This is a genomic window from Pseudomonas sp. QTF5, assembly GCF_000512695.2.
In the GTDB taxonomy this organism is placed as follows: domain Bacteria; phylum Pseudomonadota; class Gammaproteobacteria; order Pseudomonadales; family Pseudomonadaceae; genus Aquipseudomonas.
This window is the reverse complement of the sequence record NZ_AZRW02000018.1, coordinates 1-12,831: the sequence shown is the minus strand read 5'-3', so window position 1 is coordinate 12,831 and position 12,831 is coordinate 1. Positions and strand designations below refer to the sequence as shown.

The 12,831-nt window shown below is 59.6% G+C and carries 11 protein-coding genes; 6 read left to right on the top strand and 5 right to left on the bottom strand.

Going from position 1 to position 12,831, the window contains the following annotated elements; genetic code table 11:
* Positions 1-8: 8 nt before the first annotated feature.
* Both IC37_RS15690 and IC37_RS15685 read right to left on the bottom strand, forming a co-directional pair.
* Positions 9-491, bottom strand: a complete 483-nt coding sequence (locus tag IC37_RS15690; protein ID WP_030128625.1) for a glutathione peroxidase — start codon at positions 489-491, stop codon at positions 9-11.
* Between the two features lie 123 nt (positions 492-614).
* Complete coding sequence (locus tag IC37_RS15685; RefSeq protein WP_007901600.1) at positions 615-1,100, bottom strand: peptidylprolyl isomerase; 486 nt, start codon at positions 1,098-1,100, stop codon at positions 615-617.
* Here IC37_RS15685 and IC37_RS15680 point away from each other — a divergent pair.
* The 3 genes from IC37_RS15680 to IC37_RS15670 are packed head-to-tail and all read left to right on the top strand — an operon-like array spanning position 1,069 to position 4,476.
* Entirely contained in the window at positions 1,069-1,407 is a 339-nt protein-coding gene (locus tag IC37_RS15680) for a DUF3565 domain-containing protein (RefSeq protein ID WP_030128624.1), read from the top strand. The genes IC37_RS15685 and IC37_RS15680 overlap by 32 nt on opposite strands.
* A 60-nt stretch (positions 1,408-1,467) precedes the next feature.
* Complete coding sequence (pta, locus tag IC37_RS15675; RefSeq protein WP_030128623.1) at positions 1,468-3,567, top strand: phosphate acetyltransferase; 2,100 nt, start codon at positions 1,468-1,470, stop codon at positions 3,565-3,567.
* Positions 3,568-4,476, top strand: a complete 909-nt coding sequence (locus IC37_RS15670; RefSeq protein WP_030128622.1) for an acyltransferase — start codon at positions 3,568-3,570, stop codon at positions 4,474-4,476. It begins immediately after the preceding gene.
* A gap of 166 nt (positions 4,477-4,642) precedes the next feature.
* Here IC37_RS15670 and cysN read toward each other — a convergent pair whose 3' ends face one another.
* The 3 genes from cysN to IC37_RS15655 all read right to left on the bottom strand — a co-directional run bounded on the left by cysN (position 4,643) and on the right by IC37_RS15655 (position 8,497).
* Positions 4,643-6,541 carry a sulfate adenylyltransferase subunit CysN gene (gene cysN / locus IC37_RS15665; RefSeq protein ID WP_030128621.1) on the bottom strand — a complete coding sequence of 633 codons (1,899 nt, stop codon included), beginning with the start codon at positions 6,539-6,541 and terminating at the stop codon, positions 4,643-4,645.
* Between the two features lie 9 nt (positions 6,542-6,550).
* Positions 6,551-7,468, bottom strand: a complete 918-nt coding sequence (gene cysD / locus IC37_RS15660) for a sulfate adenylyltransferase subunit CysD (RefSeq protein ID WP_030128620.1) — start codon at positions 7,466-7,468, stop codon at positions 6,551-6,553.
* A 270-nt stretch (positions 7,469-7,738) separates the two neighbouring features.
* Positions 7,739-8,497, bottom strand: coding sequence for a Nif3-like dinuclear metal center hexameric protein (locus IC37_RS15655; protein WP_030128619.1), 759 nt, complete (start codon positions 8,495-8,497; stop codon positions 7,739-7,741).
* A 103-nt stretch (positions 8,498-8,600) separates the two neighbouring features.
* Between IC37_RS15655 and algW the strand changes: the two genes are divergently transcribed.
* From algW to IC37_RS15640, 3 genes are all read left to right on the top strand, one after another.
* The gene (gene algW, locus IC37_RS15650; RefSeq protein WP_030128618.1) at positions 8,601-9,767 is read left to right on the top strand and encodes a Do family serine endopeptidase AlgW; all 1,167 of its coding nucleotides are present in this window, start codon (positions 8,601-8,603) and stop codon (positions 9,765-9,767) included.
* 145 nt (positions 9,768-9,912) lie between these two features.
* Positions 9,913-12,018: a TonB-dependent siderophore receptor gene (locus IC37_RS15645; protein WP_030128617.1), complete on the top strand. Its 2,106-nt coding sequence runs from the start codon at positions 9,913-9,915 to the stop codon at positions 12,016-12,018.
* Positions 12,019-12,032: 14 nt separating this feature from the next.
* The gene (locus IC37_RS15640) at positions 12,033-12,761 is read left to right on the top strand and encodes a DUF4198 domain-containing protein (RefSeq protein ID WP_030128616.1); all 729 of its coding nucleotides are present in this window, start codon (positions 12,033-12,035) and stop codon (positions 12,759-12,761) included.
* The last annotated feature ends 70 nt before the right edge of the window (positions 12,762-12,831 follow it).

The following is a 12,831-nucleotide window of genomic DNA, read 5'->3' as shown; positions in this document are numbered from 1 at the left end:
GGAGGAACTCAGCTCAGCGCTTTTTCGATCGCCTGGATGACAGAATGATCATCCGGCGCCGTTCGAGGCGAAAACCGCGCCAGCACGCGACCGTCCTTGCCCAGCAGGAATTTCTCGAAGTTCCAGGTGATGTCGCCCGGGAATTCCGCGCCCTCGCCTGCCAGCAAACGATACAACTGATGACGCTCATGACCGTTGACTTCCAGCTTGCTGGACAACGGAAAGGTCACGCCATAGTTGAGACTGCAGAACGCCTGGATCTCCTGCTCGGTGCCCGGTTCCTGCCCGGCAAACTGGTTGCACGGCAAGCCCAGCACACTGAAACCCTGGTCCTTGTATTGCTGGTAAAGGTTTTCCAGCGCCGCATACTGTGGGGTCAAGCCACATTTGGAGGCGACGTTGACCACCAGCACGACACGCCCCTTGAAGGGCGCCAGAGGTAGCTCCTGACCATCCAGGGCTGTCAGTTTAAGGTCGTGAAAAGCACTCATGACGAACTCCAAATTCCCGTGTTCTTCTCGAAACAGCCACTTGGCGGTGTCATCAAGGACAGCCGCGGACTAAAAAGGCGCCCTCGGGCGCCTCTCCAGCTCTCGAAAGCTTAGCGCAGAAAATCAGTGGTGATGGCCACCTTCGCCATGGACGTGACCATGAGCGATTTCTTCCTGACTGGCGTCACGGATGTCGATGATCTTGACCTGGAAATTCAGGCGCTGACCGGCCAACGGGTGGTTGCCATCAACGGTAACATCGTCGCCGTCCAGATCGCGAATGGTGACGATCTGCATCTGGCCGTCCGGCGCGGAAGCGTGGAACTGCATGCCCACTTCCAGCTCGTCAACGCCTTCGAACATGCTGCGGCTCAGAGTGCTGACCAGTTCGGCAGCGTATTCGCCGTAGGCATCTTCAGGTTCTACAGCGACAGTCAGTTCGTCACCGACTGCTTTGCCTTCCAGTGCCTTTTCCAGGCCCGGGATGATATTACCTGCGCCTTGCAGGTAGACCAGCGGCGCGCCGCCGGCGGAGCTGTCGATGACCTCACCAGCGTCGTTGGTCAGGGTATAGTCGATGGAGACAGCCTTATTGGCGGCGATCAGCATGGGGCGAGACCTTTTGCATAAGAATATAGAAAGACCAAGTTTAGCGAAGCAATCGCCCGAAAGCGAACACAACCCGGACAGACGGGACGTGACGAAAGCCTCGACCGTCACAGGCTTTCATCAGGACGAGGACGGGCACTGGGTGGCCGAGCTTTCCTGCGGCCATACCCAACACCTGCGGCACCAGCCACCGTGGCAATCCCGGGCCTGGGTACTGGACCCTTTGCAGCGCAATGAAAAAATAGGCCAGCCCTTTGATTGCGGTTGGTGCGCACAGGGCTCGGTTAGCGATAACCTTGGCGACTGAATATCGGTAGAACGCCAGCCATAGGCGCTCACCACTGCCATGCTCCCTTAGAGAATCCGCATGCAAACTTTTTTTATCGCGCCCACAGATTTTGGTGTGGGTCTGACCTCCATCAGCCTCGGGCTGGTGCGTACGCTTGAGCGGGCCGGTCTCAAAGTCGGCTTTTTCAAACCGATTGCCCAGCCGCACCCGGGCGATACGGGCCCTGAACGGTCCACCGAACTGGTGGCCCGCACCCACGGTTTGAAACCGCCTCAGCCACTGGGCCTGGCCCACGTTGAGCGGATGCTCGGCGACGGTCAGCTGGACGAACTGCTCGAAGAAATCATCACCCTTTATCAGCAAGCCGCTGTCGGCAAAGACGTGCTGATCGTCGAAGGCATGGTCCCGACCCGCAGCGCCAGTTACGCGGCGCGGGTCAACCTGCATTTGGCCAAGAGCCTCGACGCCGATGTGATTCTGGTCTCGGCGCCGGAAAACGAAGTGCTGACCGAATTGTCGGGCCGGGTAGAGTTGCAGGCGCAATTGTTCGGTGGGCCGAAAGACCCGAAAGTGCTGGGCGTGATCCTCAACAAGGTCAAGACCGACGAAAGCATGGAGGCCTTCGCCTCGCGCCTGAAGGAACACTCGCCGTTGTTGCGCAGTGGCGATTTCCGTCTGCTCGGCTGTATCCCGTTCCAACCCGAATTGAACGCCCCGCGCACCCGTGACGTAGCCGATCTGATGGGCGCTCAGGTGCTCAACGCCGGCGACTACGAAACGCGGCGCATGACCAACATCATCATCTGCGCCCGCACCATGCGCAACACCGTGGAGCTGCTCAAGCCCGGCGTGCTGGTGGTGACCCCCGGCGATCGCGACGACATCATCCTCGCGGTCAGCCTCGCGGCGATGAACGGCGTGCCTCTGGCCGGCCTGTTGCTGACCAGCGACACTCTGCCCGACCCACGCATCATGGACCTGTGCCGTGGCGCCTTGCAGGCCGGCTTGCCGGTGTTGTCGGTCAGCACCGGTTCCTACGACACCGCCAACCAGTTGAACGGTTTGAACAAGGAAATCCCGATCGACGACCGCGAGCGTGCGGAGATCATCACCGACTTCGTCGCCAGCCACCTCGACGCCAACTGGCTGCACCAGCGCTGCGGTACGCCACGGGAAATGCGCCTGTCGCCCGCGGTGTTCCGCTATCAACTGATCCAGCGCGCCCAGGCCGCCAACAAGCGCATCGTGTTGCCCGAAGGCAGCGAGCCGTTGACGGTGCAAGCCGCTGCAATCTGCCAGGCCCGCGGCATTGCCCGTTGCGTACTGCTGGCGAAACCGGCGGATGTCGAAGCCGTCGCCCGCGCCCAAGGCATCGAGTTGCCACCGGGGCTGGAAATCCTCGACCCGGACCTGATCCGCGAGCGTTACGTCGAGCCGATGGTCGCCCTGCGTAAAAGCAAAAGCCTCAACGCACCCATGGCCGAGCAACAACTGGAAGACACCGTGGTGATCGGCACCGTAATGCTGGCGCTGGATGAAGTCGACGGGCTGGTGTCCGGAGTCATTCACTCCACGGCCAACACCATCCGTCCGGCCCTGCAACTGATCAAGACCGCGCCGGGCTGCACACTGGTGTCGTCGGTGTTCTTCATGCTGTTTCCGGAAGAAGTGCTGGTTTACGGCGACTGCGTGATGAACCCGCACCCGAGTGCCAGCGAACTGGCCGAGATCGCCTTGCAAAGCGCCGATTCGGCAGCGGCGTTCGGCATCACTCCGCGCGTGGCGATGATCAGTTACTCCAGCGGTGAGTCGGCCAGCGGTGAAGAAGTCGAGAAGGTTCGCGAGGCCACGTTGCTCGCCCACGAACAACAGAACTCATTGTTGATCGACGGCCCATTGCAGTACGACGCCGCCGCCAACGAAACCGTGGCCAAGCAACTGGCGCCGAACAGTCAGGTGGCAGGGCGTGCCACGGTGTTCGTGTTCCCCGACCTGAACACCGGCAACACCACCCACAAAGCCGTGCAGCGCAGCGCCGACTGCGTCAGCCTCGGACCGATGCTGCAAGGCCTGCGCAAACCGGTGAACGACCTTCCGCGCGGCGCGCAAGTCGACGACATTGTCTACACCATCGCGTTGACCGCGATCCAGGCTGCCAACCGACCTATGGATCTTTAAATGCTGGATTTTCTACCTGCACCCCTGCGCGGCGTGATCGCCTCGCTGTTGTTGGCGCTGAACACGATTGTCTGCTGCACGCCGCTGTTCGTGGTGGCGATCTTCAAACTGTTGCTGCCCTTCCCCGCCGCCCAGCGTTTCACCGATTGGCTGATGGGCCATATCCACGAAACCTGGATCAGCAACAACAAGGCCTGGATGGACCTGCTCGGGCACACGCGCTGGCAGCTCAGCGGGCTGGAAGGCCTGGACTATCAGCACTCGTATCTGATCACCAGCAACCACCAGAGCTGGGTCGACATCATGGTGTTGCAGTACGTACTCAACCGTCGGATCCGCCCGCTGAAGTTCTTTCTCAAACAGCAACTGATCTGGGTGCCGGTGATTGGTCTGGCGTGGTGGGCACTCGGTTTTCCATTCATGAAGCGTTATTCCAAGGCCTATCTGGAGAAGCATCCAGAGAAGAAAGGCGAAGACCTGGAGACCACCCGCAAGACGTGCGACAAGTTCCGCAATAACCCGGTGGGGATTTTCAACTTCGTCGAAGGCACGCGCTTCACCGAGGGCAAACACGTACAACAGGGTTCACCGTTCCGCTATCTGCTCAAGCCGAAAGCGGGTGGTATTGCCTTCGTGCTGGATGCCATGGGCGACCAGCTGGAGGCCATCGTCAACGTGACCATTCACTATCCGGCGGGGCGTCCGGGTTATTGGGATTTGCTCTGTGGAAACGTGAAAGACGTGGTGGTGCATTTTCAGGAGCTGAAGATTCCACCGCAGTTCGTCGGCAAGAACTACGACCAGGACGGTGTGTATCGCCTGGAGTTTCAGGGCTGGATCAATCAGCTGTGGAATGACAAGGATGCGCTGTTGGGGCAGATGCACCGTGAGTATCCTGGCAAACACTGATCTCCTGTGGGAGCGGGCTTGCTCGCGAAAGCGGTGTGTCAGCCAACATCATTGTTGAATGTCAGTCAGCCTTCGCGAGCAAGCCCGCTCCCACATTTGAATAGCGCAGACAAAAAAAACCCGCAGACGATCACTCATCTGCGGGTTTTTTATTTGCAGCTAACGCTTAGATCGCGCCACGCTTACGCAGCAGATCCAGCACTTGCTTGACGCTCTCTTCCAGCGACAGCGACTGGGTGTCGATCACCAGATCGGCATTCAGCGGCACGTCGTACGGGAAGGATTCGCCCGGGATGTTGTCGCCAGCCGCCGCGTACAGACCTTGCGGATCACGCTCGGCACAGACCGTCGGCGAGGCCTGGACGTAGACCGTCAGCAGACGCTCCTTGCCGATCAGTTCCCTGGCCTGCTCACGACCTTCAGCACTCGGCGCAACGAATGCAGCCAAGGTCAGCAGGCCGGCTTCGTTGAACTGACGCGCAACGTGCGCCGCACGACGCCAGTTTTCGGTACGCCCGGCACGATCCTGTGGCAGACCTTTATTCAGGTCGTGACGCAGGTTCTGGCCATCGAGAACAAACACCGCACGACCCAGGTCGAACAGCTTGCGTTCAACCGCATAGGCCAGGGTGCTTTTGCCAGCGCCCGACAGGCCGCTGAACAACACGGTGGCCGGTTGCTGACCGAAGCGCTGGGCACGTTCTTCGGTAGCCACGTGAGCCAGTTTGCCGTGGTGGGTGCTGGTGCCATGGCTCAACGGCTGGGCGATGATCATGCCGGCCGCGACCGTGCCGTTGGTCAGTCGATCGATGACGATGAACGAACCGGTGGTGCGGTTGCTGTCGTAACCGTCCAGCGCGATGGCAGCGTCGAGGCTGATCTTGACCCGACCGATCTCGTTCAGCTGCAGAGAACTGGCCGGCCCTTCGGCCAAGGTGTTCACGTCCACGCGATTGACGATGCTGGTGATCGAACCCGGCACGTAAGTCGTGGCGCGCTTGATGTCGTATTTCTTGCCCGGCAGCATCGGCTCTTCGGCCATCCACACCAGCATGGCGTCGAAGGCGTCAGTCACTTGCGGCTGGTTGTCGGCATGCACCAGCAAGTCGCCGCGGGAAATGTCGATTTCGTCTTCCATGGTCAGCGTCACCGCTTGACCAGGACCGGCATGTTCCAGCTCACCTTCGAAGGTGACAATGGATTTCACGCGGCTGCTCTTGCCCGACGGCAACACAACGACTTCGTCGCCCTTGTGCACGATGCCGCTGGCCAGGGTGCCGGCGAAACCACGGAAGTTCAGGTTCGGACGGTTGACGTACTGCACCGGGAAACGCAGGTCGGTGTAGTTGCGGTCATTGGCGATTTCGACGGTTTCGAGGATTTCCATCAGCGACTGGCCGGTGTACCACGGCGAGCGCTCGGACTTGTTCACGACGTTGTCGCCCTTGAGCGCGGACATCGGCACGAACGCCATGGTGGTCGGCTTGAACGCGATGCCTTCGGCGAACTTCAGGTAATCGGCCTTGATCGACTCGAAGACTGTTTCGTCGAAGCCGTTGAGGTCCATCTTGTTGATGGCGACAACGATGTGCTTGATGCCCAGCAACGAGGCGATAAAGCTGTGGCGACGGGTCTGGGTCTGCACGCCATAACGGGCGTCGACCAGGATGATCGCCAGGTCACAGGTGGATGCACCGGTGGCCATGTTGCGGGTGTACTGCTCATGGCCGGGGGTATCGGCGATGATGAATTTGCGTTTGGCGGTGGAGAAATAGCGGTAGGCGACATCGATGGTGATGCCCTGCTCACGCTCGGCCTGCAAGCCGTCGACCAGCAACGCCAGGTCGATGTCTTCGCCGGTGGTGCCAACTTTTTTCGAGTCGCGGGTAATGGCTTCAAGGTGATCTTCGTAGATCATTTTGGAGTCGTGCAGCAGGCGCCCGATCAGGGTGCTCTTGCCGTCGTCGACGTTGCCACAGGTAAGAAAGCGCAGCATTTCCTTGCGTTCGTGCTGGCCCAGATAGGCGAGGATGTCCTCGCTGATCAAATCAGATGCGTGCGACATGACAACCCCTTAGAAATAACCCTGACGTTTCTTTTCTTCCATCGAACCTGCGCCATCGTGATCGATGACTCGGCCCTGGCGTTCGGAAGTTCGCGTCAGGAGCATTTCCTGAATGATGTCGGTCAGGCTGGTGGCCTCGGACTCGACCGCACCGGTCAACGGGTAGTCGCCGAGCGTACGGAAACGGACCTTCTTCTTGACGATGCGCGCCTTGTCTTCGTCGCTCAGGTGATTGAGCAGGCGTTCGTCGTCGATCATGATCCAGGTGCCGTTCATCTCGATGACATCGCGTTCGGCGGCGAAATACAGCGGCACGATCGGGATGCCTTCGAGGTAGATGTACTGCCAGATGTCCAGCTCGGTCCAGTTCGACAATGGGAATACGCGGATCGATTCACCCTTGTTGACCTTGCCGTTGTAGACGTTCCACAACTCGGGACGCTGGTTTTTCGGGTCCCAGCGGTGCTTGGTGTCACGGAAGGAATACACGCGCTCTTTGGCACGGGATTTCTCTTCGTCGCGACGGGCGCCACCGAATGCAGCATCGAAGCCGTACTTGTCGAGGGCCTGCTTGAGGCCTTCGGTCTTCATGATGTCGGTGTGCTTGGCACTGCCGTGGGTGAGCGGGTTGATACCCTGAGCAACACCCTCGGGATTGACGTGCACCAGCAGGTCCAGGCCGAGCTCTTCGACCATGCGGTCGCGGAACGCGTACATTTCCTTGAACTTCCACCGGGTGTCGACGTGCATCACCGGAAACGGAAGTTTGCCCGGGAAGAATGCCTTGCGTGCCAGGTGCAGCATCACGGCGGAGTCTTTACCGACGGAGTACAGCATCACCGGGTTATCGAACTCGGCGGCGACCTCGCGGATGATGTGGATGCTTTCGGCCTCCAGCTGTTTCAGATGCGTCAGTTTGTCGACCATGGCTACTCACGAAAACGATCTTATGGACGGCCGGCGGGCCGTGTTCGAGCGGGGAATCCTAGCACAGCGCCCTCTTCTAATCAGGACGCTGGCTAGATCGAAAGGGTATATGAATATACCTGCCCGTTCGGGTGTTCGAGGATCTGTGCGGGAGCGGGCTTGCTCGCGAATGCGGATTCACATTCAACGCAGATGTTGACTGAGATATTGCTTTCGCGAGCAAGCCCGCTCCCACATTTGATCCGGGGTGTTCATCAAAAAATTCGCCCGTCAAATAGGGTTCGGGCAATCGATGAAGATGTGCTCGAGGGCGAAACGTCGCGCCAGGTAATCGCCCAAAGCCTGTACACCGTAGCGCTCGGTGGCATGGTGGCCGGCGGCGATGAAGCTGATGTCGTTTTCCCGGGCGCTGTGGAACGTCTGCTCGGAGGCCTCGCCGCTGAGGTACAGATCGACGCCAGCCAACACCGCCTGATCAATGTAACCCTGGCCGCCACCGGTGCACCAGCCGACCCGACGAATCATCTCGCTGCCTTCGATCAGCAATGGCTCGCGCCCCATGACTTCCTGCACGCGACGGGCGAAATCGCGAGGGGTCATCGGCTCGCTCAACGAGCCGACCAGGCCAACGACTTTCAGATTGTCCGGATCCAGCGGGCCTTCGATGGTGATATCCAGTTGCCGGGCAAGCTGCACGTTGTTACCGACCTCCGGGTGCAGATCCAGCGGCAAGTGATAAGACAGCAGGCTGATATCGTGCTTGAGCAGGGTTTTCAACCGGCGCTGCTTCATGCCGGTGATGCACGGGTTCTCGCCTTTCCAGAAATAGCCGTGATGTACCAGCACCAGATCGGCCTGGGCCTCCACCGCAGCGTCCAGCAACGCCTGGCTTGCGGTGACACCGCTGACGATGCGCATCACTTGCGGCCGGCCTTCGACCTGCAAACCGTTGGGGCAGTAATCGGCGATCTTCGCACTTGCCAGGTAGCGGTCGGCTTCTTCGACCAGGGTGCTCAGGGCGACGGCCATAAAAGACTCCTAAATATCCCGTTCAGAGGCGCGCGCGGCCTCGTATAATGCGCGACATTATGGGCGGTCTCACACCGCCTGCAACCTCTGTAGGACGTGCTTAATGCTCAAGGCGCTGCGTTTTTCCGGCTGGCCGTTGTTGGCCGGTGTGCTTGTTGCTCTATTGATTATGCAGCGTTACCCGGAGTGGGTCGGGCTACCGAGCCTGGACGTCAATCTGCAGCAAGCCCCGCAAACTCTCGGTCTGCAGCAGGGTCCGGTGTCCTATGCCGACGCGGTGACCACGGCTGCGCCATCGGTGGTCAACCTGTACACCACCAAAGTGGTCAACAAACCCAGCCATCCGTTGTTCGAAGATCCGCAGTTCCGCCGTTTCTTCGGCGACAACTCGCCCAAGCAGAAGCGCATGGAGTCGAGCCTCGGTTCGGGCGTGATCATGAGCCCGGAAGGTTACCTGCTGACCAACAACCACGTGACCAGCGGTGCCGACCAGATCGTGGTAGCGCTCAAGGATGGCCGTGAAACCCTGGCCCGGATCATCGGCAGCGACCCGGAAACCGACCTCGCGGTATTGAAGATTGACCTGAAAAACCTGCCATCGATCACCGTCGGCCGTTCCGACAACATCCGTATCGGCGACGTGGCCCTGGCCATCGGCAACCCGTTCGGCGTCGGCCAGACCGTGACCATGGGCATCATCAGCGCCACCGGGCGCAATCAGCTCGGGCTGAACAACTACGAAGATTTCATTCAGACCGACGCCGCGATCAACCCTGGCAACTCCGGTGGTGCGCTGGTGGACGCCAATGGCAACCTGACCGGCATCAACACGGCGATTTTCTCCAAGTCCGGCGGTTCTCAGGGCATCGGCTTCGCGATCCCGGTGAAACTGGCGATGGAAGTGATGAAGTCGATCATCGAACACGGCCAGGTAATTCGCGGCTGGCTCGGTATTGAAGTGCAACCGTTGAGTCAGGAACTCGCGGAATCGTTTGGTCTGTCGGGACGTCCGGGGATTGTGGTCGCGGGAATTTTCCGTGATGGCCCGGCGCAGAAGGCTGGCCTGCAACTGGGTGACGTGATCCTCAGCATCGACGGTGAACCGGCCGGCGACGGTCGCCGCTCGATGAATCAGGTGGCGCGAATCAAGCCGACCGACAAGGTCACCATTCAGGTGATGCGCAACGGCAAAGAACTCAAGCTCACGGCAGAAATCGGTCTGCGTCCGCCACCCGCGCCGATGGCAATCAAGGAAAAAGAAGAAGAGTAAGCCCGTAGGCGCTGCCAAAGGTTCGAGCCGCGTTCGGACGATCTTTTCAGGGCCTTTGAAGGCACAAGAGAGATTCAGCCTTAACAGCAGACATTCTCATTAGGCATGTTATATTGTTTCAATATTACTATTGGAACAACCTAACATGTCGTCTCGAACAATGGCGTCCCTGGCAGGTCTGGCCCTCAGTTTGCTGGGGGATCCGGTCTTCGCTGAAGAGCCTCAACCCCTTGAGCTGGACGCCATCAGCGTCACCTCCGACTACGAATCCCCCACCGGCCCGGTCAAGGGTTACCGCGCCGCCCGCTCTTCCAGCGCCACCAAAACCGACACCGCCCTTCGCGATATCCCGCAATCGATCAGTGTGATTCCCGTCAGTGTGCTCAAGGATCTGGGCAGCACCAGCGTCGAACGCGCACTGGAATTTGCCGGTGGCGTGTCGAAGCAGAACAACTTCGGCGGCCTGACGCTCTACGAATACAGCGTGCGCGGCTTCACCACGTCGGAGTTCTACAAGGACGGTTTCAGCGCCAACCGTGGTTATCCAAGCACGCCGGACGTGGCCAACATCGAACGCATCGAAGTGCTCAAAGGCCCGGCCGCCAGCCTCTATGGTCGTGGTGATCCGGGCGGTACGGTGAACATCGTCACCAAGAAACCCCAGCCTGAAGCCTTCACCACACTGCAAACCAGCGCCGGCAGCTGGGATCGCTATCGCACCGCCGTGGACGTCAACACACCGCTGGATGATGACGGCAATGTTCTGTCCCGGGTGAACCTGGCTGTCGAGGACAACCACAGTTTCCGCGATCACGTCGACAGCCAGCGTGTGTTCGTTGCGCCTTCCTTCAGCTGGCAACTGAGCCCGGACACCAGCCTGTTGGTGGAGAGCGAGTTCGTGCGCCACAGCTCGACATTCGATCGCGGTATCGTCGCGCCGAACAATAAATGGAGCGGCGTCTCCCGTTCGACCTTCCTTGGCGAACCCAACGACGGCGACATCGACAACCACAACAACCTGCTGCAGGCCGCCCTCGAACATCAGCTCAACGACAGTTGGAAACTACGCCTCGCCAGCCATTACAAGGAAGGCAAACTCTGGGGCTTCGCCTCCGAAAACCGTCCCTTGAACGCTGACGGCCACACCGTCAACCGTCGCTACCGCGAGCGCGATACCAACTGGCACGACAGCATCACCCAACTCGAACTGCGCGGTTTGTTCGACATCGGCAGTTGGCAACACGAACTGCTGATCGGCAGCGAATACGAGAATTTCCGCAAGAACGAACGGGTCACGACCATTGCCGGCGGCCCGTACGCCATCGATATCTATCGGCCGATTTACGGTCAGCCAAAACCCGATGGCGCACGCTCCGGGACCGACTTCTTCGAGCACGTCGAAAGCCAGGCGCTGAACCTTCAGGACCAGATCGCTTTCACCGACAAACTGCGCGGCATGATCGGTGCGCGCTTCGAGCATTTCGAACAAAGCATCGACGATCACAGCCGCAACGCAACCAGCCGCCAGCGCCACGATGCCCTGACCCAGCGGGCTGGCCTGCTCTACCAACTGACGCCCGAAGTGGGGCTGTTCGCCAACGCCTCCACCTCGTTCAAACCGAACAACGGGCTGGACGCCGCCGGCAAATCCTTCGATCCGGAAGAAGGCGTCGGTTATGAAGTCGGGATCAAGAGCGAGCTGTTCGACGACCGCTTGAGCACCACCCTCGCCGCCTTCCATATCGAAAAGGAAAACGTCCTGGCGCTTGATCCGAGCACCGATTCCAGCCGCGCCATGGGCAAGGCCCGCAGCCAGGGTGTCGACCTGCAAGTCACCGGGCAAGTCACCGATGCCGTGCGAGTGATCGGCGCCTTCGCTTACATCGATGCCGAAGTCACCCAAGGCGACAAGGTCATTCCCACCGGCAGCCGGATTCTCGGCGTGGCCAAACGCAGCGGCAGTTTGCTGGGGGTTTACGAATTTCAGGATGGCCATTTACGCGGTTCGGATCTCGGCGCCGCGTTCACTTATGTTGGCGATCGCTCGGGTGAAGCCGGCAGCGATTTCGAACTGCCGGCCTACCACACCGTCGATCTGCTGGCGCATTATAGAGCCAGCGAAAACGTCACCTTCGGCCTGAACCTGAACAACCTGTTCGACGAGAAATACTTCGAGCGCTCCTACAGCAACTACTGGGTCAATCCCGGTGAGCCGCGCAATTTCACTGTCAGCCTGACACTCGATCTGTAAAAGGAAAAATCTCCATGCAACAAGGCAAATCATTGGTCCTGCTGGGACTGTTCGGCGCGATGTTCGCCACCCACGTTTCGGCCCATGGCCTGTGGACCGAACAACGTCGCGGCAATATCGAAGCCATTTATGGTGATGGCGCCGAGGACAATGCCTTCAAGGCGCAGAAAATCAGCGGAGCCTGGGCCTACGACGCCGAGGGAAAGATGATCCCGGTTACCGTGCAACGCCTGGCCGATCACGCGCGCCTGCAGCCACTCAAACCACCTGCGGCGCTAGCAGTCGCACTGGACAATGGCATGTGGTCGCAGACCGCCGACAAAAAGTGGATCAACGAAGGACGCAGCAAAGTGCCGGGGGCCATTGAGTCGACCCAGACCTTCAAGTACAGCCTGGCGATATACCAGCCGGGGGCGAAACTGCCGAAGCTTGATCAGATGAAATTGCTGATTCTGCCGGAGGTTGATCCACTGACCGTTGGGCCGGGCAAGTCGTTGCCGGTTCGAGTGCTATTGGACGGCAAGCCGGCGGCGGGCGTGAAGCTGGTGGGTGACTATCGCAGTGCGCCGAATACCTTGAGTACCGAAACCGATGCAGAGGGTCGGGCGCAAGTATTGGTGCGTAATGAAGGGTTGAATGTGATTGCGGCGCAGATGGAGATTGCGCTGAAGGACAACCCGGATGTGGCGACACGCGGGCTGTTCACGTCGCTGACCTTCCTTGGCGAACCGCATCACGAATAACCACCGTATGATCGTTCCCACGCTCTGCGTCACTAGTGTCCGGTAAACATGTTTCATAGCTGAAGGCTGC

Bases quoted from the DNA above. Each gene is read 5' to 3' on its own strand.
- IC37_RS15645 (WP_030128617.1), top strand. From the start codon at position 9,913: ATGTCGTCTCGAACAATGGCGTCCCTGGCAGGTCTGGCCCTCAGTTTG.
- IC37_RS15640 (WP_030128616.1), top strand. From the start codon at position 12,033: ATGCAACAAGGCAAATCATTGGTCCTGCTGGGACTGTTCGGCGCGATG.
- pta (WP_030128623.1), top strand. From the start codon at position 1,468: ATGCAAACTTTTTTTATCGCGCCCACAGATTTTGGTGTGGGTCTGACC.
- algW (WP_030128618.1), top strand. From the start codon at position 8,601: ATGCTCAAGGCGCTGCGTTTTTCCGGCTGGCCGTTGTTGGCCGGTGTG.
- cysD (WP_030128620.1), bottom strand. From the start codon at position 7,468: ATGGTCGACAAACTGACGCATCTGAAACAGCTGGAGGCCGAAAGCATC.
- cysN (WP_030128621.1), bottom strand. From the start codon at position 6,541: ATGTCGCACGCATCTGATTTGATCAGCGAGGACATCCTCGCCTATCTG.
- IC37_RS15670 (WP_030128622.1), top strand. From the start codon at position 3,568: ATGCTGGATTTTCTACCTGCACCCCTGCGCGGCGTGATCGCCTCGCTG.
- IC37_RS15685 (WP_007901600.1), bottom strand. From the start codon at position 1,100: ATGCTGATCGCCGCCAATAAGGCTGTCTCCATCGACTATACCCTGACC.
- IC37_RS15690 (WP_030128625.1), bottom strand. From the start codon at position 491: ATGAGTGCTTTTCACGACCTTAAACTGACAGCCCTGGATGGTCAGGAG.
- IC37_RS15680 (WP_030128624.1), top strand. From the start codon at position 1,069: ATGGAGACAGCCTTATTGGCGGCGATCAGCATGGGGCGAGACCTTTTG.
- IC37_RS15655 (WP_030128619.1), bottom strand. From the start codon at position 8,497: ATGGCCGTCGCCCTGAGCACCCTGGTCGAAGAAGCCGACCGCTACCTG.